The 24,211-nt window shown below is 71.4% G+C and carries 21 protein-coding genes; 15 read left to right on the forward strand and 6 right to left on the reverse strand.

From position 1 onward, the window contains the following. Positions 1-142 precede the first annotated feature (142 nt). The 8 genes from AB0D93_RS00645 (at position 143) to AB0D93_RS00680 (ending at position 9,168) form a co-directional block, all read left to right on the forward strand. The gene (locus AB0D93_RS00645; protein ID WP_362110544.1) at positions 143-901 is read left to right on the forward strand and encodes a YcnI family protein; all 759 of its coding nucleotides are present in this window, start codon (positions 143-145) and stop codon (positions 899-901) included. Positions 902-1,007: 106 nt separating this feature from the next. After that, complete coding sequence (locus AB0D93_RS00650) at positions 1,008-1,661, forward strand: SCO family protein (protein ID WP_362110547.1); 654 nt, start codon at positions 1,008-1,010, stop codon at positions 1,659-1,661. Next, entirely contained in the window at positions 1,658-2,143 is a 486-nt protein-coding gene (locus AB0D93_RS00655; protein WP_362110550.1) for a copper chaperone PCu(A)C, read from the forward strand. The genes AB0D93_RS00650 and AB0D93_RS00655 overlap by 4 nt, the downstream gene beginning before the upstream one ends. A gap of 17 nt (positions 2,144-2,160) precedes the next feature. Then, on the forward strand, positions 2,161-4,146 hold the full coding sequence (locus tag AB0D93_RS00660) for a copper resistance protein CopC (protein WP_362110553.1): 1,986 nt from the start codon (positions 2,161-2,163) through the stop codon (positions 4,144-4,146). An 8-nt stretch (positions 4,147-4,154) separates the two neighbouring features. After that, on the forward strand, positions 4,155-5,438 hold the full coding sequence (gene efeB, locus AB0D93_RS00665; RefSeq protein ID WP_362110556.1) for an iron uptake transporter deferrochelatase/peroxidase subunit: 1,284 nt from the start codon (positions 4,155-4,157) through the stop codon (positions 5,436-5,438). A 123-nt stretch (positions 5,439-5,561) separates the two neighbouring features. After that, positions 5,562-6,494: a prephenate dehydratase gene (gene pheA, locus AB0D93_RS00670; RefSeq protein ID WP_362110559.1), complete on the forward strand. Its 933-nt coding sequence runs from the start codon at positions 5,562-5,564 to the stop codon at positions 6,492-6,494. Between the two features lie 596 nt (positions 6,495-7,090). After that, positions 7,091-8,368: a serine--tRNA ligase gene (gene serS, locus AB0D93_RS00675; RefSeq protein ID WP_362110562.1), complete on the forward strand. Its 1,278-nt coding sequence runs from the start codon at positions 7,091-7,093 to the stop codon at positions 8,366-8,368. Then, a complete protein-coding gene (locus AB0D93_RS00680; protein WP_362110565.1) occupies positions 8,365-9,168 on the forward strand; it encodes a Cof-type HAD-IIB family hydrolase in 804 nt (267 codons plus the stop codon). The genes serS and AB0D93_RS00680 overlap by 4 nt, the downstream gene beginning before the upstream one ends. A 394-nt stretch (positions 9,169-9,562) precedes the next feature. Here the strand turns inward: AB0D93_RS00680 and AB0D93_RS00685 are convergent, their stop codons facing one another. The 5 genes from AB0D93_RS00685 to AB0D93_RS00705 form a co-directional block, all read right to left on the reverse strand. Next, entirely contained in the window at positions 9,563-9,814 is a 252-nt protein-coding gene (locus tag AB0D93_RS00685; protein WP_362110568.1) for a hypothetical protein, read from the reverse strand. A gap of 78 nt (positions 9,815-9,892) precedes the next feature. Beyond that, positions 9,893-10,612: an ABC transporter permease gene (locus tag AB0D93_RS00690; protein WP_362110571.1), complete on the reverse strand. Its 720-nt coding sequence runs from the start codon at positions 10,610-10,612 to the stop codon at positions 9,893-9,895. Between the two features lie 10 nt (positions 10,613-10,622). Beyond that, entirely contained in the window at positions 10,623-11,534 is a 912-nt protein-coding gene (locus AB0D93_RS00695; RefSeq protein ID WP_362110574.1) for an ABC transporter ATP-binding protein, read from the reverse strand. Between the two features lie 52 nt (positions 11,535-11,586). Beyond that, the gene (locus AB0D93_RS00700; protein ID WP_362110577.1) at positions 11,587-12,504 is read right to left on the reverse strand and encodes an ABC transporter permease subunit; all 918 of its coding nucleotides are present in this window, start codon (positions 12,502-12,504) and stop codon (positions 11,587-11,589) included. Then, positions 12,494-13,474 carry an ABC transporter ATP-binding protein gene (locus AB0D93_RS00705; RefSeq protein WP_362111822.1) on the reverse strand — a complete coding sequence of 327 codons (981 nt, stop codon included), beginning with the start codon at positions 13,472-13,474 and terminating at the stop codon, positions 12,494-12,496. The genes AB0D93_RS00700 and AB0D93_RS00705 overlap by 11 nt, the downstream gene beginning before the upstream one ends. Positions 13,475-13,741: 267 nt before the next feature. On the opposite strand from AB0D93_RS00705, the gene AB0D93_RS00710 reads away from it, so the two are divergent. The 7 genes from AB0D93_RS00710 (at position 13,742) to AB0D93_RS00740 (ending at position 20,500) form a co-directional block, all read left to right on the forward strand. Next, a complete protein-coding gene (locus tag AB0D93_RS00710; protein WP_362110580.1) occupies positions 13,742-14,584 on the forward strand; it encodes a M24 family metallopeptidase in 843 nt (280 codons plus the stop codon). Next, entirely contained in the window at positions 14,581-16,335 is a 1,755-nt protein-coding gene (locus AB0D93_RS00715; RefSeq protein ID WP_362110583.1) for an SDR family oxidoreductase, read from the forward strand. The genes AB0D93_RS00710 and AB0D93_RS00715 overlap by 4 nt, the downstream gene beginning before the upstream one ends. A 139-nt stretch (positions 16,336-16,474) precedes the next feature. Next, entirely contained in the window at positions 16,475-17,422 is a 948-nt protein-coding gene (locus tag AB0D93_RS00720) for a MerR family transcriptional regulator (protein ID WP_362110586.1), read from the forward strand. 120 nt (positions 17,423-17,542) lie between these two features. Continuing rightward, positions 17,543-18,127 carry an RNA 2'-phosphotransferase gene (locus AB0D93_RS00725; RefSeq protein ID WP_362110589.1) on the forward strand — a complete coding sequence of 195 codons (585 nt, stop codon included), beginning with the start codon at positions 17,543-17,545 and terminating at the stop codon, positions 18,125-18,127. Continuing rightward, entirely contained in the window at positions 18,124-18,594 is a 471-nt protein-coding gene (locus AB0D93_RS00730; protein WP_362110592.1) for a hypothetical protein, read from the forward strand. Before AB0D93_RS00725 ends, AB0D93_RS00730 begins: the two co-directional genes overlap by 4 nt. Positions 18,595-18,635: 41 nt before the next feature. After that, positions 18,636-19,538 (forward strand): LLM class flavin-dependent oxidoreductase, encoded by a 903-nt coding sequence (locus tag AB0D93_RS00735; RefSeq protein ID WP_362110595.1) that lies wholly within the window; start codon positions 18,636-18,638, stop codon positions 19,536-19,538. A 71-nt stretch (positions 19,539-19,609) separates the two neighbouring features. Continuing rightward, positions 19,610-20,500, forward strand: a complete 891-nt coding sequence (locus AB0D93_RS00740) for an HAD-IIB family hydrolase (protein WP_362110599.1) — start codon at positions 19,610-19,612, stop codon at positions 20,498-20,500. Between the two features lie 54 nt (positions 20,501-20,554). Here the strand turns inward: AB0D93_RS00740 and cydD are convergent, their stop codons facing one another. Further along, positions 20,555-24,163, reverse strand: coding sequence for a thiol reductant ABC exporter subunit CydD (cydD, locus tag AB0D93_RS00745; protein ID WP_362110602.1), 3,609 nt, complete (start codon positions 24,161-24,163; stop codon positions 20,555-20,557). Between the last annotated feature and the right edge of the window lie 48 nt (positions 24,164-24,211).

The following is a 24,211-nucleotide window of genomic DNA, read 5'->3' on the forward strand; positions in this document are numbered from 1 at the left end:
GCACCACTCCACCGATGCGGGTGAGAGGGCTGCCGCCGTCGCGCGGCACGCGCGCGTGCGCATGTGAACCCGCCGAACGGCACGGCCACACGCACGCGTACCTCTCTTCGTCACCGAACTCTCAGAGTGGAGTGCTCCTGCCATGCAGGCTTTCCGTAACGTCTCGCGTCGCGCCGTCTCCCGCCGCGCCGTCTCCCGTGTCGCCGCCGCCGGCGCCGTCGCGGGCACGGCCGTACTGGCGCTGTCCGTCCCCGCCTTCGCGCACGTCACCGTGCAACCGGAGGGCGCCGCGGCCAAGGGCGGCTACGCCGTGGTCGACTTCAAGGTCCCGAACGAGCGCGACAACGCCTCGACCACCGAGGTCGAGGTCGACTTCCCGGCCGACCACCCGCTCGCCTCGGTCATGGCCGAGCCCGTCCCCGGCTGGAACGTGAAGATCACCAAGTCCAAGCCGGCCAAGCCGCTGACCGTGCACGGCGAGAAGATCGACGAGGCCGTCACCAAGGTCACCTGGACCGCCGCCGACGGCAAGGGCATCCGCCCGGGCTACTTCCAGAAGTTCCCGCTCTCCCTGGGCGCCCTGCCCGAGAACACCGACCAGCTCGTGTTCAAGGCGCTCCAGACGTACTCCGACAAGGAGGTCGTGCGCTGGATCGAGGTGCCGCAGGCCGGCCAGGACGAGCCGGAGAACCCGGCGCCGGTGCTGCAGCTGTCCGCCGCGGCCGACGAGCACGGCACGGCGAACGCCAAGGACGCCTCCGACAGGACCGCGACCGCCGCCACCGGTTCCGGCCCCCATGACACCGACACCACCGCGCGCGTGCTCGGCGTGGTCGGCATCGCCGTCGGCGTCGCGGGCATCGCCTACGGCGTCCTCGCGGGTCGCCGCCGGACCGCCTAAGCCGTTCCGGACCGCGCACCGGGGATCGTGCGAGGCGTGCCACGCTGTCGTGGCCGTCGTACGACCCCGGTGCGCGCCGGATCACTCACATCTGGGACATTTTCCTATGCGCAAGAAGACGTTCGCCGCGGCCGCGCTGCTCGCCGCCGCCACCCTGACCCTCTCCGCCTGCGGCAGCGGGAACGACGGCAAGTCGCCGGTCTCCGTGGTCTCGGAGGAGTCCGGCTCGGGCAAGGCCGCCACCGTCCTCGACCAGCCCTTCCAGAAGCCGGACCTCGTCCTCACCGACACGCACGGCAAGAAGTACGACCTCCGCAAGGAGACCAAGGGCCACCCGACCCTGCTGTACTTCGGCTACACCCACTGCCCCGACATCTGCCCGACGACGATGAGCAACATCGCCGTCGCCAAGAAGGCGCTGCCCAAGGCCGAGCAGAACGACCTGCGGGTCGTGTTCGTCACCACCGACCCCGGCCGTGACACCCCGGCCGAGCTGGGCAAGTGGCTCAAGGGCATCGACCCGCAGTTCATCGGACTGACCGGGGACTTCGCCACCGTCCAGGCCGGTGCCCGCTCCGTCGGCATCTCCGTGGAGCCGACGAAGAAGGACAAGAACGGCAAGCTGGTCTCCGTCCACGGCACTCAGGTCATCGCCTTCTCCCCGAAGACCGACGGCGGTTACGTCCTCTACGGCGAGGACGCCTCGGTCGACGACTACACCAAGGACCTGCCCAAGCTCGTCAAGGGGGCGAACCCGTGAGGCGCCGCACCGCAGTCCTGACCGCGGCCTCCGCTCTCGCCGGGACACTGGCCCTCGCGGGTTGCTCGGGCTCCGGGTCGGGCTCCGGCTCCGGCTCCGGCTCCGGGGAGGCCGAACTGTCCGTGAGCGGTCCGTACATGCCGCAGCCGGTCTCCGCCGACATGGCCGCCGGCTTCCTGACGGTCACCAACAAGGGTGGCGCCGGGGACGAGCTGACCTCGGTGACCAGTGAGGTCGCCGGCCAGGTCACCATGCACAGCACCATGGGCGGCGCGATGCAGGAGAAGAGCTCCTTCGCCGTACCCGCCCACGGTCAACTCGTGTTCAAAAGCGGCGGCAACCATCTGATGTTCGAGAAGCTGAAGCGCAAGCCGGAGCAGGGCCAGACGGTCACCGTGAAGCTCACCTTCGCCAAGTCCGGGCCCCTCACCGTCGAGATGCCGGTGAAGTCCGCGACGTACAACCCGTCGACCGGCCACTGAGGGAGGGACCGACCACCGTGACGCGGACCATCACCCCCACACGACAGCGGGGCAGCCTGCGCATCCTGGTGCTGCTGCTCCTCGCCGTCACCGGCGCCCTGTTCGCGGGAGCCGCACCGGCCTCCGCGCACGCGGCGCTGACCGGCAGCGACCCCGCACAGGGGGTGGTGGTCAAGCAGGCACCCACCCAGGTGTCGCTCACCTTCTCCGAGAAGGTGGCGACGAACGACGACTCCCTGCGCGTCCTCGACCCCCGGGGCAAGCCGGTGCAGACCGGCAAACCCGCCAACGTGAGCGGGACGACGTACGCCGTGCGGCTCAGGAGCGGCCTGGGCAAGGGCACCTACACGGTCACGTACCAGATCGTCTCGGCCGACAGCCACCCCGTCTCCGGCGCCTACACCTTCTCCATCGGGGCGCCCTCGCAGACCGTGGTCTCCGGCACCGGTCCGGTCGCGGGCGGCTGGACCGTGGGCGGCCTCTACGCCTTCGGACGGTACGCGTCGTACGCCGGGTTCATCGTTCTCGCGGGCGGCGCGGCCTTCGTGCTCGCCTGCTGGCAGCGCGGCGCGGGCGTACGGGCCCTGCAGCGGCTGGTCGTCGGCGGCTGGCTCACGCTCACCGCGGCCACCCTGTGGCTGCTGCTCCTGCGCGGCTCCTACACCACCTCCGGGAAGCTCGCCGATGTCTTCGACCTCGGTCTGCTCGGCCAGGTGCTGCAGACCAAGACCGGTGCGGCCCTGGTCTCCCGGCTGCTGCTGCTCGCCGCCGCCGCGCTGTTCATCGCGGTTCTCTTCGGCGCGTACACCAAGCGGGAGGAGGGCCAGGAGAAGCGCGATCTGACCTTCGGGCTCGCGGTCGGCGGGGTGGTCGTCTCGGCGGGGCTCGCGACCAGCTGGGCCATGGCCGAGCACGCCTCGGTCGGGCTCCAGCCGGGCATCGCGATGCCTGTCGACGTCGTCCACCTGCTCGCCGTCGCCGCATGGCTGGGCGGGCTCACCGCCCTGCTGGTCGCCCTGTACCGGGCGCCCGCCGAGACACCGGTGGAGGCCGCCGCCGTGCGCCGCTTCTCCCGCGTGGCCTTCGGCAGTGTCGTCGCGCTCGTCGCGACCGGCGCCTACCAGTCCTGGCGTCAGCTGGGCTCCTGGTCGGCGTTCACCGACACCCGGTACGGACAGCTGCTGCTGGTCAAGATCGGGCTGGTGGCGGTACTGGTCGGCATCGCCTCGGTGTCGCGGCGGTGGACGGGCCGGCTCGCCGACGGCGCCGGAACGGCCGCCGTCGCCGCGGAGGCCGAGCGGCAGCCCGCGAAGGCGTCCGTCCCGGGGGAGGCCGAGAAGACGGCACCGGCCACCGAGCAGTCCGGGAAGGAGCGCGTTCCCGCCTCGAAGGCCGCCGGGAAGAGCGACCGCCCCGGGGACACCGAGCGCGCCGCCCAGCTCGCCCGGCAGCGGGCCGCCATGGACACCGCCCGGCAGAAGCGCCTGCGGGACGGTGACACCCACCGCTTCGGGCTGCGCCGCTCGGTGCTCGCCGAGGCCGGCGTCGCCGTGGTGCTGCTCGCCGTCACCACCTGGCTGACCCAGACCGAGCCGGGCCGCACCGAGCTGGACGCCAAGGCCGCCACCTCGTCCTCGAGCTCGGCCACGGCGCCCTCCAACGGCGCGCTGACCCTGGACATGTCCTTCGACACCGGTGGCACCGACGGCAAGGGCGTCGTCAGCATCGACCTCGACCCCGCGCGCGTCGGCGGCAACGAGATGCATGTGTACGTCCAGCGGCCCAACGGCCGGGCCTTCGACGTCCCCGAGGTGAAGGTCGCCTTCACCCTGGAGGCGAAGAAGATCGGCCCGCTTCCCGTGGCCCCCGACCACATCACCACCGGCCACTGGTCGGCGAGCGGAGTGCAGATCCCCATGGCCGGGGACTGGAAGGTCGCCGTCACCGTGCGGACCTCCGACATCGACCAGGTGACCGTCTCCAAGAACGCGCAGATCGGCTGAACCACACCATGCCCGACCAGTCCATCCCCCAGGTCCGTGTCTCCGCCGAGGGTGCGGGGGAGCCCGATTCCGCGGGCGGCCACGGCATCTCCCGGCGTGCGCTGCTCGGCACGGCCGGCGCCACCGGACTCGTGCTCGGCGCGGCAGGCGGGGCCGTGGGCTATACCGCCGCGCCCGCGCCGGCCACTCCGCTGACCTCGGTGGGCTCCGACCGGGTGATGTTTCACGGGAAACATCAGCCCGGCATCACCGAGGGACTCCAGGCGCGCGGCCATCTCGTCGCCTTCGACCTCACGGCGGGCGCGGGCCGCAAGGAGGCCGCCGCCCTGCTGCGCCGCTGGTCGACGACGGCCGAGCGGCTGATGGCGGGCGAGGCCGCGCCCCACGAGGACACCGACGTGGCGCGGGACGCCGGGCCCTCCTCGCTGACCGTCACCTTCGGTTTTGGGCACGGCTTCTTCGCGAGGACCGGCCTGGAGAAGCAGCGGCCGAGCGCCTTGGACCCGCTGCCCGACTTCTCCTCCGACCACCTCGACAAGGCGCGCAGCGACGGCGACCTGTGGGTGCAGATCGGTGCGAACGACGCCCTGGTCGCCTTCCACGCCCTGCGCGCGCTCCAGAAGGACGCGGGCGGCGCGGCCCGGCTGCGCTGGCAGATGAACGGCTTCAACCGCACGCCGGGCGCCACCGCGCACCCCATGACGGCCCGCAACCTCATGGGCCAGCTGGACGGCACCCGCAATCCGAAGCCGGCCGAGTCCGACTTCGACCGTCGGATCTTCGTGCCGGCCTCCGGCGAGCCCGCCTGGATGGCGAACGGCTCCTATGCCGTCGTACGCCGTATCCGCATGCTCCTGGACGACTGGGAGCAGCTGTCGGTGTCCGCCCAGGAGGCGGTCATCGGGCGCCGCAAGTCCAACGGGGCGCCGCTGTCCGGGGGCGACGAGACGACCCCGATGGACCTGGAGAAGACCGACGCCAAGGGCGAGTACGTCGTCCCCCTCAACGCGCACGCCCGGATCACCCGGCCCGACAAGAACGGCGGCGCGGCCATGCTGCGGCGCCCCTTCTCCTACCACGACGGCTTCGACGCGGACGGCACGCCCGACGCCGGTCTGCTCTTCGTGTGCTGGCAGGCGGACCCGCTGCGCGGCTTCGTGCCGGTGCAGCGCAAGCTCGACCGGGGCGACGCGCTGTCGCAGTTCATCCGGCACGAGGCGAGCGGACTGTTCGCGGTGCCCGGCGGGGCGGCGCGGGGCGAGTACGTGGGGCAGCGACTGCTGGAGGGGTAGCCCGAGCCCGGCGGTTCACGGGGTTTACCGGTTCTGCTGGGCTTTCCGTACTCAAACCACCCGGTCGAGTGGCTGTCGTGAGACATCCGCGCCCGGGCGGCGTGCGGCTATTAGGGTGAGGACATGCCAGCGAGCTATGCGTATCTCGGCCCCGAGGGCACCTTCACCGAAGTCGCCCTGCGGACGCTCCCGGAAACGGCCACCCGGGAACTCGTCCCGTATGTGTCGGTGCAGTCCGCGCTGGACGCGGTGCGGGCCGGCGAGGCCGAGGCGGCGTTCGTGCCGATCGAGAACTCCGTCGAGGGCGGCATCACCACCACCCTGGACGAACTGGTCGCGGGCGAGCCACTGATGATCTACCGCGAGGTGCTGCTGTCGATCACCTTCGCGCTGCTGGTCCGGCCGGGCACCAAGCTCACGGACATCAAGACGGTCTCCGCCCACCCGGCGGCCCAGCCGCAGGTGCGCAACTGGATGCGCACACACCTCCCCGACGCGCACTGGGAGTCGGCCGCCTCCAACGCCGACGCCGCCCGTCTGGTCCAGGAAGGCCGATACGACGCCGCTTTCGCCGGCGAGTTCGCCGCAGCGCGGTACGGCCTGACGGCCCTGGAGACCGGGATCCACGACGCGGAGAACGCGCAGACCCGGTTCGTGCTGGTCGGCCGACCGGCCCGGCCCGCCGCGCCGACCGGTGCCGACAAGACCTCGGTGGTGCTGTGGCAGCGTGACGACCACCCCGGCGCGCTGCGCGACCTGCTCGGCGAGTTCGCCTCGCGCGGCATCAACCTGATGCTGCTGCAGTCCCGGCCGACCGGCGCCGGCATCGGCAACTACTGCTTCTGCATCGACGCGGAGGGCCACATCTCCGACCGGCGGATGGCGGAGGCGCTGATGGGGCTGAGGCGGATCTGTCTCCAGGTGCGTTTCCTGGGCTCCTATCCGCGCGCGGACATCACTCCGGGCGAGGCTCCGGCGATCCGGGCGGGGACCTCGGACGGGGAGTTCATGGCGGCGGCGGACTGGGTGGCGCGCTGCCAGGACGGCCGGTTCTGAGTGCCGGGACGGCCGGTTCCGAGGCGGCTGTAGTCTACTTCGGGCCAGTACTACCTGCATATCTTCGTTATCCACAGAAGTTATCCACAGGTCCGCTTCTCGACCTGGGGACAAGTCGACAAGGGTGGATGACCTGGTCGACAAATCGCCCCACACGTCCCTGATGCGGCCACCGTCCGGCAGGTCACCCTTCGTCCACCCGTTTCCTTTGGTTCATCTTTTGGAGCGACCTTTTTCCACCCGAAAGTGGGTGTCATCGCTGTTCGAGCGGGGAATTCCTCAGTCCGGCGACAAGTTCCGGAGTGATCAATTCCGAAATCCACAGTCCTTCCACACAGCCTGTGGATAACTCTCCGGAGGGGTGTGGATCGCTGTGGACAGCGGGGCCGTTAAGTCCCGTTCTCCACAAGGGAATCCGGTCAACCGGGCACCGGAGGCGTGCCCCGTCCCAGGGAATGAGACACTCTTCCTTGACGTGATCTGACACGTTTCGCATTTCGCCCATAACGGAGCGTAAGCGGGCGAACGACGGCAAATCCGAACCGCTGGGAATAGGGATTCGTGAGCGGCAAGCCCGCACCGGTAGCCTTGGCCCCGTGATTGACCTTCGCCTGCTCCGTGAGGACCCCGACCGTGTGCGCGCGTCCCAGCGCGCCCGTGGAGAGGACGTCGCGCTCGTCGACTCCCTCCTGTCTGCCGACGAGCGGCGCAGGTCCTCCGGCGTCCGCTTCGACGAGCTGCGAGCCGAGCAGAAGCAGCTCGGCAAGCTGATCCCCAAGGCCACCGGCGACGAGAAGGCCGAGCTGCTGAAGCGGGCGAGCCAGCTCGCCGCCGACGTCAAGGCCGCCGACGCCGAGCGCGACGCGGCCGACGCCGAGACCCAGGAACTGCTGCTCCAGCTCGGCAACCTCGTCCACCCCGACGTGCCCGTCGGCGGCGAGGAGGACTTCGTCACGCTGGAGACCCACGGCGCGATCCGCGACTTCGGTGCCGAGGGCTTCGAGCCCAAGGACCACCTGGAGCTCGGCCAGCTGCTCGGCGCCATCGACGTCGAGCGCGGCGCCAAGGTCTCCGGCTCCCGCTTCTACTTCCTCACCGGCGTCGGCGCCCTGCTGGAGCTGGCCCTGGTGAACGCGGCGATCGCCCAGGCCACCGCGGCCGGCTTCACGCCCATGCTCACCCCGGCGCTGGTGCGCCCCCAGTCCATGGCCGGCACCGGCTTCCTCGGCCAGGCCGCGCAGGACGTCTACCACCTCGACAAGGACGACCTCTACCTGGTCGGCACCTCCGAGGTCCCGCTGGCGGCCTACCACATGGACGAGATCATCGACGCCGACAAGCTGCCGCTGCGGTACGCGGGGTTCTCGCCCTGCTTCCGCCGCGAGGCCGGCTCGCACGGCAAGGACACGCGCGGCATCTTCCGTGTGCACCAGTTCGACAAGGTCGAGATGTTCTCCTACGTCGCCCCCGAGGACTCCCGGGCCGAGCACCAGCGGCTGCTGGAGTGGGAGAAGCAGTGGCTGACCTCGCTGGAGCTGCCCTTCCGCGTCATCGACGTCGCCTCCGCCGACCTCGGCTCCTCCGCGGCCCGTAAGTACGACTGCGAGGCGTGGATCCCGACCCAGGGCAAGTACCGCGAGCTGACCTCGACCTCGGACTGCACCGAGTTCCAGTCCCGCCGGCTGTCCATCCGCGTCCGCGACGGCAAGCAGGTCAAGCCGCTCGCCACCCTCAACGGCACGCTGTGCGCCGTACCGCGCACGATCGTGGCGATCCTGGAGAACCACCAGCAGGCCGACGGCTCGGTCCGGGTCCCCGAGGTGCTGCGCCCCTACCTGGGCGGCCGGGAGGTCCTGGAGCCGGTCGCCAAGTGACCGGCTTTCCCTACCGGCTGATCGCGACCGACCTGGACGGAACGCTCCTGCGCTCCGACCAGTCGGTCTCGCAGCGCACCCGAGACGCGCTCGCCGCGGCCACCGCGGCGGGCGCGGCCCATGTCGTCGTCACCGGCCGCGCGGCCCCGTGGACCAGGCACATCCTGGACGACCTCGGCTATGACGGCCTGGCCGTCTGCGCCCAGGGCGCCCAGGTCTACGACGCCGGGGCGCACCGCCTGCTGACCTCGGTCACCCTGGACCGGCAGCTGGCGGGCGTGGCCCTGGCCAAGATCGAGGCCGAGGTGGGTCCGCTGTACCTGGCGGCCAGCCGGGACGGCCTCGACGGCGAGGTGCTGGTGGGTCCGGGCTACGCGGTCACGGGCGCCCTCCCGGCGACCCCCTTCACGGACGCCTCCGACCTCTGGGCGGCCCCCCTCAACAAGATCTACATACAGCACCCCGCGATGGGCGACGACGAGCTGGCGGAGGCCGCCCGGCAGGCCGCCGGTGGCTTCGTCAGCGTGGCGATGGCGGGCGAGGGCATCGTGGAACTTCTCCCGCTGGGCCTGTCCAAGGCCACGGGTCTGTCCCTGGCCGCCCGCCGTATGGGCCTGAAGGCCGCGGACACCATCGCCTTCGGCGACATGCCCAACGACATCCCGATGTTCGCCTGGGCGTCCCGGGGCGTGGCCATGGCCAATGCCCACGAGGCGCTCCGCTCGGTGGCGGACGAGGTGACGTCCTCCAACGAGGAGGACGGGATCGCGGTGGTGCTGGAGCGGTTGCTGGGGCAGTAGGAGGCATGCCGTGCGGCTCGGGGAGTCGCAGTCGCCGTCCGGCTGAAACCTGCCGCTGGGGCGGCACGGGTGGGCGCGGGCAGCGCCTCGCGGCGCCGAGTCGCGCGACTCACCGGCCACCCCAGCGACGGGTGCCCCCTTGGGTGGGGGCCACAGGGAAGGCGGCCCACGCGAGCGGAGCGCTCACGTGCTCGAAGCGGCCGCCCCGGGCAGCTCCCGGAGCTCGACGGTGGGGTAACTACACCGGAGCCGGCCTCGGGCCGCCCTGTCGGGAGCTGGGCGTACTGCCGTGCATGGACATCGCCCTGCTCCTCTCCCAGATCGTGGAGCCGGGACGATCCCGGCGGATGGGGCACAACCACTCTGCCCCGGCGCCGAGTTGAACGCCACCGAATTACCGGCGGCGCCACCTGCGGCGCCGGGCCCTGCTGAAGAACCAGCCCGCCGGAGGCTCGTCGGAGCGCCAGGGCTGCGGCTCCGGCTCCTCGGCGCGCCAGCGGGCGGCGAGCATCCGGGCCCGCGCGGACGGCTCGGAGGTCTCGGCGCTCCGTATGAAGGCCTCGTCCAGGACCAGTTCGTCCAGACCATCCCAGACGTCACCCTCGGAGCGCGCGTGCCCGTCGTTTCCCGGCATCTCCTCTGTCATCGACGGCCTCCTAGCCATCCATCCGCTTTGTCCAGTGTGCCCGGACCGGTGTGAAGTCCCCGTCAAGCCGCCGGAGGCCTACTCCTCACCCGCCAGCTTCAGCGTCCGCAGCTTCTGCCCGGCGTACCAGGTGGCCAGCACGGTCACCACCACCAGCAGCACGGTCGCCGTCGGCAGGCCCACGTCCGAGGTCACCAGGTCACCGCCGGCGATCTTGTGGGCGACGGCCAGCGACCACTGCTGGACGCTGAGCGTGCGCGCGCCGGGCACCAGTGAGCCGAACAGCGCCTCCCAGACCAGCGCGTAGACCAGTCCGAAGACCACCGCGTGCCGGGAGACCGTGCCGAGCAGCAGGAACAGCGCCGAGTAGGCGATGGAGGACACCAGCGCGGCGACCGTGTAGGCGACCGCGACCTGCTGGCCGTTGCCGTTGAGGATCAGGCCCGCGATCAGGGTCGGCACCGCCGAGAAGACCATGGTGACGGCGATGGCGACGATCAGCTTGGTGAAGATGATCGCGGGCCGCTTCAGCGGCTTGGACAGCAGGTAGATGACGGAGCCGTCGTCGATCTCCGGGCCGATCGCGCCCGTGCCCGCGATGACGCCGATGATCGGCACCATCGTGGCGAGCGCGAAGCCGCCGAGGACGTCGGACGCGGTCTGGTCGTCCGCTCCCGTCAGGGCCCGTACGGCCACGGAGATCACGATCAGCAGCAGCGGCAGCGCGCCGAGGATGAGGGCCCGGCGACGGCCGAGCAGGGCCCGGTAGGTGAGCCGGGCGACGGTGGGGTCGTACATCTTCGGCCTCCTACGCCGCGACCAGATACGAGAAGACGGACTCCAGGGACTCGTCGGACGGCGAGACCGTGAGCAGCCGGATGCCGTGGTCCCGGGCGACCTTGGGCAGCAGCGTGGTGAAGCGGCCGAAGTCGACGGCCTGGACGCGCAGCGCGCCCTCGGTGTGGTCGACCTCGATGCCGGCCGTCGAGGGGTCGGCGATCAGCGCGGCCGCGAGGGCACGGTCGTCGCTGGAGCGGACCAGGTAGCGGTGCGGGCGGTCGGTCATCAGCCGGCGGATCTTGCGGAAGTCGCCGCTGGCCGCGTGCCTGCCCGCGACGACGACCTCGATGTGCCGGGCGAGCTGTTCGACCTCTTCGAGGATGTGCGAGGAGAACAGCACCGTGCGGCCCTCGTCGCCCATCGTCCGCAGCAGCTCCATCAGTTGCATGCGCTGGCGCGGGTCCATGCCGTTGAACGGCTCGTCCAGCAGCAGCAGCGACGGGTCGTGGACCAGCGCGCTCGCCATCTTCACGCGCTGCCGCATGCCCTTGGAGTACGTGGAGATCTTCCGGTCCTGCGCGTACTCCATCTCGACCGTGGCGAGCGCCCTCTGCGCCGCCTTGTCACCGAGGCCGTGCAACTCGGCGTTGGCGACGACGAACTCGCGGCCGGTGAGGAAGTCGTACATCGCCTCGCGCTCGGGGACGATGCCGATGTGCCGGTAGATCTCCTCGTTGCGCCACACCGGCTGCCCGTCGAGCGTGACGGTGCCGGTGGAGGGGGCGAGGAAGCCGCCCATCATGTTGATCAGGGTGGACTTTCCCGCGCCGTTGGGGCCGAGCAGGCCGGTGACGCCGGGGCCGATGGTCATGGTGATGTCGTTGACGGCGACCACGTTGCCGAACCAGCGGGAGACGTGGTCGATGGTGAGAGTGCTCATGGGCGCAGCCCGTTCCTTGGAAGGGTGGTGGCGGGGGACGGGCTGGGCGTGGTCACAGTCCCACCTTCTTGTAGCGGCGCGTCAGCAGGCCGTAGCTGCCGGCGATCAGGGCGAGCACGACCAGGACGTAGACCGCGCCCTGGCCGGTCGACGGGTCGACCGCTCCGGGGTTGCGGGCGGTCGCGCCGAGGAAGGCCGACTGGACGCCATCGATGAGCGTGACGGGCGAGAACAGGCCGATCCACGGGATGGCGCCGGAGTGGTTCTGCACATCGGCGATGGCCTGGAGCGTGGAGACCGCGCCGTAGGAGATCGTCATGACGGCGATCACGGCCGCGATGCCGAAGCCACGGCGCGGGGTGACGGCGGCGATGACCAGGCCGATGCCGGCGAAGAGCAGGGAGAGCAGGGCCACGGAGACCAGTCCCTCGGCGAATTCCTTCGTCTGGTGGGCAAAGCCCAGCTTGGACAGCAGCGCGCCCACGTACATCACGACCAGGGGGGCGGCGGTCAGGATGAAGACCGCCGAGGCCAGGGCGGCGAACTTGGCCCGTACGTAGTCGGCGGTCTCGATGGGCCGCGAGAAGTACAGCGGGACCGTCTTGAAGCGCAGGTCGCGGGAGACCGCCTGGGGTGCCTGCGAGGCGACGTACAGGCTGATCACGGCCTGCATCATGATCGCGTAGCGGGTGTAGGTCACCGGCAGGTCATGCCCCTTGGTGAAGACCACGACGGCCACCATGATGGCCGCGGGCACGCACATCACGGCGAACAGCAGCATCGGCAGCACCTTGGACTTGGCCGAGCGCCCGAGGCCGTACGCGCCGCGCAGGGACTGCGCGTACAGGGATCGGCGGGCGTAGGGCCGGCCGAGGCGCGGGCCGTCGTAGCCGCGGTAGCCGATGTCGTGGATGCGGGTCTGGTCGCCCGTGGGCGAGGTCATGGGCTGCACGGGGTGCTCAACCGCCATGGCCGACGGCCTCCTTCCGCTGCTCGTCGCCGCTGTGCTCGGCGTCGTTGGTGAACACCTCGGAGATGTGGTGCCGGCGCTGCTCCATGCGCACGAGGCCGAGTCCGAGGTCGGCGACGACGTCCCGGATCAGGTCGTACGTCTCCTCGCCCTGGGCGGTGAGCAGCAGGATGTGTCCGGCACCGGGCAGCCCGCCGCCGTCGTGGTGAGTGTCCACCCCGCGCGCGTGCAGCGCGTCGCGGAGCGCGCGGGTGCCGTCGGGGTACGCGTCGCTGTCGGTGACCTCGATCGCGAGGGTGGCGGTGGCCTGGGTGAAGTCGGTGGTGGAGCTGGAGCGCAGGAGTTTGCCGCCGTCGATGACGACGACGTGGTCGCAGGTGCGCTCCAGTTCGCCCAGCAGGTGCGAGGTGACCAGGACGGAGATGCCGAACTCGGTGTGGATGCGGCGGATCAGGGCGAGCATCTCGTCCCGGCCGACCGGGTCGAGTCCGTTGGTCGGCTCGTCCAGGAACACCAGCTGCGGGTCGTGCACCAGCGCCTGGGCGAGCTTCACGCGCTGCTTCATGCCGGTCGAGTAGCCGCCGATGGGGCGGTAGCGCTCCTCGTACAGACCGACGTGGCGCAGGGTGTCCGCGGTGCGCTCACGGGCGGCGGTGGGCGGCAGGCCGGACATGCGCGCCATGTGGACGACGAACTCGGTGGCCGAGACGTCCGGCGGCAGGCAGTCGTGCTCCGGCATGTAGCCGACGCGCTCGCGGATGGCGCCGCCCTTGGTGGCGACGTCGAGGCCGAGCACCTCGGCGCGGCCCTCCGTGGCGGGGGACAGACCCAACAGGATCTTGATCAGGGTGGACTTGCCGGCGCCGTTGGCTCCGACGAGTCCGGTCACACCGGGTCCGATGTCCACGGACAGCCGGTCGAGCGCGGTCACCCGGGGGAACCGCTTGCTCAGGCTTTCGGTCGCGATCACAGTCACGCCTTCGACGGTAGTGATCCGGACCACGCCGGTCGTCAGACCTCAGAGCCGTCTTCGCGTCAGACCCAGGTATTACGGGGCCCTAAGGGATGGCCCGCCCAGGGATCACCCCGAGTTGTCCCCGGTGCTCCGGCCCGCCTATTGACGCCGTCTCTAACAACTGTCACATTCACCAGTGTCAAGTTACGGACGAGTACGGCGGTCCACAGACGAGTCGGCGGGTCGGCGGGACGAGTCGGCGCCACGACGGGACGGGGCGGCATGACGACGGCAGTGAGCAGCGAACTCTCCGTGGAGCTGCGGGGGTTCAGACGGGTGCAGCGCCTCGCCTACGAGTGCGCGGAGGCGGTCGCGGCGCGGCTCGAGCCGGGCGTGACCGAGCGCGAGGCGGCGCGGATGCAGCGCGAGTGGCTGCGCGAGCGCGGGGTGCGGGACTGGTTCCACCTCCCCTTCGCCTGGTTCGGCGACCGCACCGCGTTCGTCAACTTCCGCATACCCCTGCAGTTCTTCCCCACCGACCGCGCCCTTGAGCCCGGCATGCCGTTCATCCTGGACATGGCACCGGTGTACGAGGGATACACGGCGGACATCGGCTACTCGGGCTCGCTCGGCGTCAACCCGGTACAGGACCGGCTGCTGGCCGACCTGGAGGCGCACCGCGAGCTGATCCTGCGCGAGGTGCGCGAACGGCGCCCGCTGCGCGAGATCTACGAGGACGTGGACCGGCTCATGGTCCGCCAGGGCTACGCCAACCGGCATCGCGCGTACCCGTTCGGCGTGATCGCCCACAAGGTGGACCGGGTGAAGCAGCGCCGCTTCTCCCCCCACCTCTTCGGGTTCGGCACCCAATCCCTCAGGGGCCTGGCCGCCGACGCGCTGCACGGCCACCGCGAGGGCTGGTCGCCCCTGTGGTCGCCGTACCGCTTCTCCGACCACCCGCCGCAGCCGGGCCTGTGGGCGGTCGAACCGCACCTCGGCTTCCGGGGTACGGGCGCGAAGTTCGAGGAGATCCTCGTGGTCACCGACTCCAAGGATCCCGAACAGAGCGCCTTCTGGCTGGACGACGATCTGCCGCACGTGCGGCGCTGGGCGGAGGACAAGTGACGCTGAAAGGTGCGCGGGAGCGCCGGGTGGCGACCGGCGGGGTCGAGCTGTGCGTGGCCGAACTGGGCGATCCGGGGGCGCCGACGGTGGTGCTGGTGCACGGCTACCCGGACAGCAAGGAGGTCTGGTCGGAGGTCGCCGTCGGCCTCGCCGACCGCTTCCACGTGGTCCTGTACGACGTCCGGGGCCACGGCCGCTCGACGGCACCCAAGCCGCTGCGCGGCGGCTTCACCCTGCCCAAGCTCACCGACGACTTCCTGGCCGTCGTGGACGCGGTCAGCCCGGACCGCCCGGTGCACCTGGTCGGCCACGACTGGGGTTCGGTGCAGTCGTGGGAGTTCGTCACGGTGGGCCGCACGGAGGGCCGCATCGCCTCCTTCACCTCGATCTCCGGCCCGTCCCTGGACCACTTCGGGCACTGGATCAACGCGCGCGTGAAGCGTCCGACGCCCCGCCGGGTGGGCCAGCTCCTCGGCCAGGGCGCCAAGTCCTGGTACGTGTACCTGCTGCACACGCCGGTCCTGCCGGAACTGGCCTGGCGCGGCCCGCTCGGCAGGCGCTGGCCGAGGATCCTGGAGCGGGTCGAGAAGGTCCCCGGCGGCGACTACCCGACCTCCTCCCTGCCCTCCGACGCGGCGCACGGCGCCTGGCTGTACCGGGACAACGTCCGCGCCCGGCTGACCAGGCCGCGCCCCGACGCGTACGCGCACGCGCCCGTGCAGCTCGTCACGCCCCAGGGGGACGCGTTCCTCTCGGAGCGCCTCTACGACGACCTGGAGCAGTGGGTGCCGCGGCTGACCCGCCGCACGCTGCCGGCCAAGCACTGGGTCCCGCGCACGCGGCCCGACCAACTCGTTTCCTGGATCGAGGATTTCATCACGTCCGTGGACGGCGGCCGTCCCGAGCCGAAGGCCACCGGCCGCCACGCCGACCGGTTCGGCGGACAGTTGGTGCTGATCACCGGAGCCGGCAGCGGCATCGGACGGGCCACGGCGTTCGCGTTCGCGGAGGCCGGCGCGCGCGTGGTGGCCGTCGACCGCGACGCCGAGGCCGCCGCGCGCACCGCCGAACTGTCCAGGCTGGTCGGCGCGCCCGAGGCCTGGGCGGAGACGGCCGACGTCTCCGACGAACAGGCGATGGAGAAGCTCGCCGAGAAGGTGCACCGCGAGTACGGCGTGCTGGACGTGCTGGTCAACAACGCGGGCATCGGCCTGTCGGGCTCGTTCTTCGCCACCACGACCGACGACTGGCGCAAGGTCCTGGATGTCAATCTGTGGGGTGTGATCCACGGCTGCCGCGTCTTCGGCGCGCGGATGGCCGAGCGCGGCCAGGGCGGCCACATCGTCAACACCGCCTCGGCGGCCGCCTTCCAGCCCTCCCGGGCGCTGCCGGCCTACAGCACCTCGAAGGCGGCGGTGCTGATGCTCTCCGAGTGCCTGCGCGCCGAACTGGCCGGGCAGGGCATCGGGGTGAGCGCGATATGCCCCGGCATCGTCAACACGAACATCACCGCCACGGCCCGCTTCGCCGGCGTGGACGAGACGGAGGAGCGCCGCCGCCAGAAGAACTCGGCCCGCTTGTACGGGCTGCGCAACTACCCGCCGGAGAAGGTCGCCGATGCGATCCTGGACGCGGTGGCCCGCAACAGGGCAGTGGTGCCGGTGACACCGGAGGCGCGGGGCGCGCATCTGCTGTCGCGCGTGCTGCCGGGCGCGCTGCGGCGCATCGCGCGGGTGGAGCCGAAGTTGTAGTCGGCGCCGACGCGTTGCGTGGCGTGGGCGTCCGCGACTTCCTGGTGGCTGGTCACGCCCACGCGCCGCAGCCGCACATCGGACACGGTCCGGCGCCCCTCGCGGGGTGCTCGTGGACTCGTCAGCGAGGGACCCGGACATGACCGACCCACCACCCCGAAGTGCCTATCGCCTAGAGGACCTGGCCCACCGCACTCGCACCACCGTGAGAACCATCCGCGCCTACCAGGACCGCGGTCTGCTCCGCCGCCCCGAACGCCGGGGCCGGGCGAACCTCTACTCCGAGGCGCACGTGACCCGGCTCCACCAGATCGCCCATCTCCTCGACCGCGGCTACACCCTGGCCTCCATCAAGGAGTTGCTGGACGCCTGGGACACCGGTCGTGGCCTGGGCGGCGTCCTCGGTCTGGTCAACGAGGTGGAAGGGCCCTGGACGGACGAGCGCCCCGACCGCATCACCCGCGCCGAACTGGACGCCCGCTTCGGCGGCGCCCCCGACGACGACGCCGTGACCGAGGCGGTCGAACTCGGCGTGCTGGAGCGGATCGAGGGCGACGCCGAGACGTTTCTCGTACCGAGCCCCCAAGAGCTGTCCGCCGCCGTTGAGTTGCACGCCGCCGGCGTACCGCTGTCCGCGATCTCGGACCACCTGAGGGAGTTGAGGGCCCAGGTCGAGCACATCGCCGCCCGGTTCCTGGAGTTCACCACCGAGTACGTCTTCGCCGGCTATCTCGGCGATCCCGGGCTCCGCACGGACGCGCACGCGGCGGAAGCCGCCTCACTCGTGCGCCGACTGCGTCCCCTGGCGCAGCAGACGATGAGCGCCGAACTGGCCCGCGCCATGCGCTCGTTGGCGACCCGCCACCTGCGTACCCACCTGGGCGCCGAGAAGCCGGTGGAATCGACTTCCGGCTCCCGTTCCGTCGCTCTCCCGGCTGCGACGGTCGCCGCTGTGGAACGGCTCGTTGGCCGAGAACGCGTTTCCGAGTTCATCGCGCTGGCCGCCAAACGCGAGGTGGGTGCACGTGCCTTGGACGTCCTGGCTTCAGACGCCTTGTGCGGCAGGGATGTTGACGAATCGGCTTGATCCGACCCCCACTTGTCCACAGTATCGCCAACTTACCTGTGGATAACCGCACTTGGTTGTGGACCAAACCTGCGAATAAAAAAACCTGCGTGACGCGCGTCTCTCCCGCACGCTGGACGCATGGACGAAGCGCACGACGAAAGACGCACCGTGAAGGTGTCGAAGTACCTCTCCAAGCACCTGCGCCACCAGCCGGAGCGCATCGGGCTCACCCTGGATCCCGGTGGCTGGGTGGAGATCGACACGCTGATCACGGCGGCCGCCGCCCACGGCTTCCGGTTCACGCGCGAGGAACTGGACCACGTGGTGACCACCAACGACAAACAACGCTTCGCGATCGAGGGCGACCGGATCCGCGCCAGCCAGGGCCACAGCATCGAGATCGACCTCGGCCTGCCCCCGGCGACCCCGCCCCCGTACCTCTACCACGGAACCGTCGCCCGCAACCTGGACGCGATCCGGGCGGACGGACTCAAGCCCATGAACCGGCACGACGTCCACCTCTCCGCCGACCGCGAGACCGCAACCCGGGTCGGATCACGACGCGGCCGCCCCGTGATCCTCACGGTGGACGCCGGCGCCATGCACCGCGACGGCCACGTCTTCCACGTCAGCGCCAACGGGGTCTGGCTGACCCGGGCCGTACCGCCGCGTTACCTGCGGTTTCCCGGCCCCGCTGACACCGGCACCCGACTGCGCTCATGATCGGTGGTATGGACCACTCGAACGGGCACCTGCCGACCACCGAGGCCGCCGTCACCGTGCTGCGCGCCCTCGCCGCCCACTACGCGCGTGAGATCGAGGTGACCCACGACATCGGCGCCGACCAGACCTCCCGCCGCAGCGCCGCGGGCATCGGCGTGACCACCGACCCCGACGGCTCCCTGCCGCACGAGGCGTACGTCGAGTTCGGGGGCGTGCCCCGGGTGAGCGTGCGGCTCTACCCGGAGGATGACGCGCTGATCACCGTCGAGGGCATCGAGTGCCCCGACGTCCCCCGCGACGACGTGCCCGCCTTCCTCCGCTCCGTCTTCGAGGGCCTCGCCCATGTCACGGCGCGCCGCTTCCCGCCCGGCTACCGCCTGGTCGTCCCGCTGCCCGGCGACCGCACGCACAAGGAGTACGTCCCGATGGCCCTGCTCAGTCCGTGGCTGAGCAGCCGCGTACGGTGACCGTTTCGTCCGTCGTCAGGGGGCCGCTTACTCTCGGACGCATGAGTCTGCGACTGAGCACCGTGATCCTGCCGTACCGCCGCTGGAGCGAGGGCGGCCGTTCGGCCTGGGTGCGGGCCGAGCAGCTCGGCTTCCACACCGCGTACACCTACGACCACCTGTCCTGGCGCAGCTTCCGTGACGGCCCGTGGTTCGGCGCGGTCCCGACACTGACCGCCGCCGCTGCCGCCACCGAGCGTCTGCGCCTCGGCACGCTGGTGACCTCGCCGAACTTCCGGCATCCGGTGACCCTCGCCAAGGAGCTGATCTCCCTCGACGACATCTCCGGCGGCCGGATCACTCTCGGTATCGGCGCCGGCGGCACCGGCTTCGACGCCACCGCACTCGGCCAGGAGCCGTGGAGCCCGCGCGAGCGCGCCGACCGGCTCGCCGAGTTCGTGCCCCTGCTGGACCGGCTGCTGAGCGAGGACGCGGTCTCGTACGAGGGCCGCTTCTACTCCGCACACGAGGCGCGGAACATCCCGGGCTGTGTGCAGCGGCCCCGGCTGCCCTTCGCGGTGGCGGCCACCGGGCCACGCGGCCTCAAGCTCGCCGCGCGACACGGCCAGGCCTGGGTGACCACGGGCGACCCGAAGCTGTACGAGACGGGCACCCCGGAGCAGTCCGTCGAGGCCCTGCGCGGGCAGATGGCCAAGCTGACCGAGGCCTGCGCGGACGCCGGGCGGGACATCACCGGCCTGGACAAGATCCTGCTCACGGGTTTCACCCCGGACCGCGCCCGGCCGCTGCAGTCCCTGGACGCGTTCGTCGACTTCGCCGGCCGGCACCAGGAGCTGGGCTTCACCGAGATCGTGGTCCACTGGCCCATCCCGGACTCCGACTTCGCCGCGGACCAGAAGGTCTTCGAGCAGATCGCCATGGAGGCCGCCGCCCAACTGGGCTGATCCGGGCCGCCTCAGGGCTGGGCGTCATCTGTGTCTCATCTGTGCGCAGTTCCGCACGGCCGTGCGGGCATATGCGCGAGAATGGCCGGGTGACCTCAGCGACCAGACAGTCCGGGACCCCGTCCGCCGCCGCCGTACGGCCGCGGCTGATCGCCACCGACCTCGACGGCACCCTGCTGCGCGACGACAAGTCGGTCTCCCCGCGCACGGTCGCCGCGCTGGCCGCCGCGGAGGAGGCCGGCATCGAGGTCTTCTTCGTCACCGGCCGCCCGGCCCGCTGGATGGACGTCGTCAGCGACCATGTCCACGGCCACGGCCTGGCGATCTGCGGCAACGGCGCCGCCGTGGTCGACCTGCACGGCGGCCCCGGCGCCCACCGCTTCGTGAAGGTGCGCGAACTGGCCCGCGGGAACGCCCTGGACGCCGTACGGCTGCTGCGCGAGGCGGCACCCGGCACGGTGTTCGCGATCGAGCAGACCTACGGCTTCCACCAGGAACCGAACTATCCCAAGCTGCACATGGAGATACCGGACAACCTCCTGCCCGCCGAGCGGCTCCTCGCCCCCGACGGCCCAGACGCCGACCAGCCCGTGCTCAAGATCCTGGCCTACCACCCGGAACTCGACCCGGACGCCTTCCTGACCCTCGCCCGGATCGCGATCGGCCGCCATGCCAACGTCACCCGCTCCAGTCCCAGCGCCCTGCTGGAACTGAGCGGCCCCGACGTGTCCAAGGCCAGCACCCTCGCCCTGTGCTGCGCCGAGCGCGGCATCTCCCACGAGGAGGTCGTCGCCTTCGGTGACATGCCCAACGACGTCGAGATGCTGACCTGGGCCGGCCAGTCGTACGCGATGGGCAACGCCCACCCGGACGTCATCGCCGCCGCGTCGGGCCGTACGGTCGCCAACAACGAGGACGGGGTGGCGGTCGTGATCGAACAACTCCTCGCGCGGCGCGGCTAGCCCCTCACCGAGCAGCCGCTGGTGGCCGCCTCGGTGACTTTCTCACTGGCTCCCTCACCGCGCCCCCACCAGCGACTCGGCCTCCGCCTCCCGCTGGACCATCGCCCGCAGCGGCCCGTCCACCGCGGCCAGTTCCGCGTACGTCCCCCGCTGCACCACCCGGCCCGCGTCGAGCACGACCACCTCGTCCACCGCCTCCAGCCCCGCCAGCCGATGGGTGATCAACAGCGTCGTGCGGCCCTGAGTGGCGGCCAGCAGATCGGCGGTCAGCGCGTCTGCCGTCGGCAGATCCAGATGCTCGGCGGGCTCGTCGAGGACCAGGACGGGGAAGTCGGCCAGCAGCGCGCGGGCCAACGCCAGCCGCTGCCGCTGACCGCCCGACAGCCGCGCCCCGTGCTCGCCGACGAGCGTGTCCAGGCCGTCGGGCAGCCCGTCCACCCAGTCCAGCAGCCGGGCCCGGTCAAGCGCCCGGCGCAGGTCGGCTTCGGTGGCGTCCTTCCTGGCCAGCAGCAGGTTCTCGCGCACCGAGCTGTCGAAGAGATGCGCGTCCTGCGCACACAGTCCGACGAGCCGCCGTACGTCGTTACCGGCCAGGGCGCAGGCGTCCACACCGGCGAGCGTGTACGAGCCCTCCAGCGGGTCGAGGAAACGCAGCAGTACCTGCGCCAGGGTCGTCTTGCCGGAGCCGGACGCCCCGACCACGGCGACCCGTCGCCCCTCTCGCAGCGTGAGCTCGAACCCGGCCAGCGCCTCGTTCTGCTGCCCCTGGTACCGCGCCGCCAGCCCCTTGACCACCACAGGGAACGGCGAGACGGGCGCCTGCCGAGGCCGTTCGGGCTCGCGCACGGGCTCCGGAGCCTCCAGCACCTCGTGCACCCGCTCCGCGCTCCGCCGCACCCGCTGCCGGTGGCGCACGGCCAGCGGCAGCCCGAGCACGGCCTCGAAGGCGGCCAGCGGAGTGAGGACGACCACGGCCATCGCCACGCCGCCGAGCCGGCCCGCCGCCACCGCCTGAGCGCCGACCAGCGCGGTCGCCGTGACGGTCAGGCCGGAGATCAGCGCGGTGAGCCCGTCGCCGAGCGCGGTCGCGGCGGCGGCGCGCGAGGCGATCCGGGTGAGGGCGCCGTCGGCTCGCCGGGCCGCGTCCTTACGGCCGGGCAGCGCACCGGCGACGGTCAGCTCGGCAGTGCCGGTGAGCAGGTCGGCGACGCGGGTGGCGAGGGCGCCCCGAGCCGGGGCCAGCCGCCGCTCGGTCCGGCGGGCCACGCTCGCGGTGACGAACGGCACGCCGACGCCGGCCGCCAGGAGCCCCGCCGCGAGGACGGCGCCGGCCTCGGGCAGCAGCCAGGCCGTGAAGCCGACGGAGGCGGCGGAGACGACGACGGCGACCGACGCGGGCAGCAGCCAGCGCAGCCAGTAGTCCTGGAGCTCGTCGACGTCCGCGACCAGGCGGGTGAGCAGATCACCGCGCCGGGCTGTGCGCAGCCCAGCCGGTGCGAGCCGCTCCAGACGCCGGTAGACCGCGACCCTGGTGTCGGCCAGCATCCGCAGCACGGCGTCGTGGGACACCAGCCGCTCGGCATACCGGAAGACGGCCCGCCCGATCCCGAACGCCCGCGTGGCCGTCACGGCCACCATCAGATACAGCACCGGTGGCTGCTGCGACGCCCGCGAGATGAGCCACCCGGACGTCGCCATCAACCCGACGGCACTACCCAGCGCAAGGCTTCCGAGCACCAACGCCAGCACCAGCCGGCCCCGCCAGGGCCCAGCCAGCGCACGAACCCACCCGAGTCCACGCCGATCCCGCCCAGTAGTCGCCTCTGCCGCCGCGCCTGCCGGCCCCGGAGCCGGGAAGCCCTGCGGTCCGCGCTCCTGCCGAGCGAACTCGGGAGCTGAGGAGCTGCTTTCCCACCGAGCGAGCCCGGAGGCCGAAGGGTCACTCTCCAACCCATCGAGCCGGACGGCGGGTTGGAGGTCCAAGGGACGGAGTCCCCTGGCGGGCTCACTGCCGGACCGGGCAGCAGGCAAGTCCACGCTCTCCAGCCGCACCACCCGGTCGGCAACGTCCAGCAACGCCGGACGGTGCACCACCAGCAACACCGTCCGCCCGGCGGCCAGCCTCCGCACCGCCGCGACGACCTCCGCCTCCGTCCCCCCGTCCAGCGCAGCCGTCGGCTCGTCCAGCAACAGCACAGGCCGATCGGCGAGAAAGGCCCGGGCCAGAGCCAACCGCTGCCGCTGCCCAGCCGACAGCCCGGCGCCGTCCTCCCCGAGCACGGTCCCGGCCCCCTCGGGCAACGCGTCCACGAACTCCAGCGCCCCGGCATCCCGCAGCGCCCGGCGTACGGCGACGTCGTCCGCGTCGGGCCGGGCCAGCCGTACGTTCTCCGCGATGGTGCCGGCATACAGATGCGGCCGCTGCGGCACCCAGGCGATCCGCGACCGCCACTCCTCCAGGTCGAGGTCCACGAGGTCGGCTCCCCCGACCCGCACCCGCCCCCCAGTGGGCTCGACAAACCCGAGCAGCACGTTCAACAGCGTCGACTTGCCCGCTCCGCTCGGCCCCACCAACGCGACCGTCTCACCGGGCTCGACGGTGAACGACACCTCCGTCACGGCGTCCGCGGAGCGTCCCGGGTAGCGAACCTTGACACCCTCGAAGGCCAGCGCGCCCGCAGGCACCGCACTGGTACCCGACGCCGGAACCGGCGTCTGCAGCACCGTGAAGATCTCCTCCGCAGCGGCAAGACCCTCGGCCGCCGCGTGGTACTGCGCACCGACCTGCCGCAATGGGAGATACGCCTCGGGCGCCAGCACCAGGATCACCAGACCGATGTACAGATCCATGTCGCCGTGCACGAGCCGCATGCCGACCGTCACCGCGACCAGGGCGACCGACAGTGTGGCGAGCAACTCCAGCGCGAAGGAGGAGAGGAAGGCGATCCGCAGGGTCCGCAGCGTGGCCTGGCGGTACTCGCCCGTGATGCGCCGGATGGACTCGGCCTGGGCCTTGGCGCGGCCGAAGACCTTGAGCGTGGGCAGTCCGGCGACCACGTCCAGGAAGTGCCCGGACAGCCGGGACAACAGCCGCCACTGCCGGTCCATCCGCGACTGGGTCGCCCAGCCGATCAGCATCATGAAGAGCGGAATGAGAGGCAGAGTGCCGACGATGATCGCCGCCGACACCCAGTCCTCGGTGACGATCCGGGCCAGTACCGCCACCGGTACGACCACCGCAAGCCCCAACTGCGGCAGGTAGCGCGAGAAGTAGTCGTCGAGGGCGTCGACCCCACGCGTGGCCAGAGTCACCAGCGAACCGGTGCGCTGTCCGGCCAGCCACCCCGGGCCGAGCGCCGAAGTCCGGTCCAGGAGCCGCCCCCGCAGTTCGGACTTCACCGCCGCGCTCGCCCGGTGGGCGGCGAGTTCGGTGAGCCACGCGACACCCGACCGACCGACGGCCACGGCAGCCAACAACAGGAGGGGAGTGCGTAGTCCAGCAACGGACTGCCCGTGCTGGAACGCACCGACGACGACCTCGGCGATGAGCATCGCCTGGGTGATGACCAGCCCCGCGCCGACGGCTCCCAGTCCGACGACCGCCACGAGGAAGAGCCGGGTGGTGCGGGCGTACTTCAGCAGGCGTGGATCGATTGGTTTCACGTGAAACGTGCCCTTCGGCCCAGAGGGGGTGTTTCACGTGAAACACCC

The sequence above is a fragment of the Streptomyces sp. NPDC048191 genome, from assembly GCF_040652655.1.
In the GTDB taxonomy this organism is placed as follows: Bacteria; Actinomycetota; Actinomycetes; order Streptomycetales; family Streptomycetaceae; genus Streptomyces.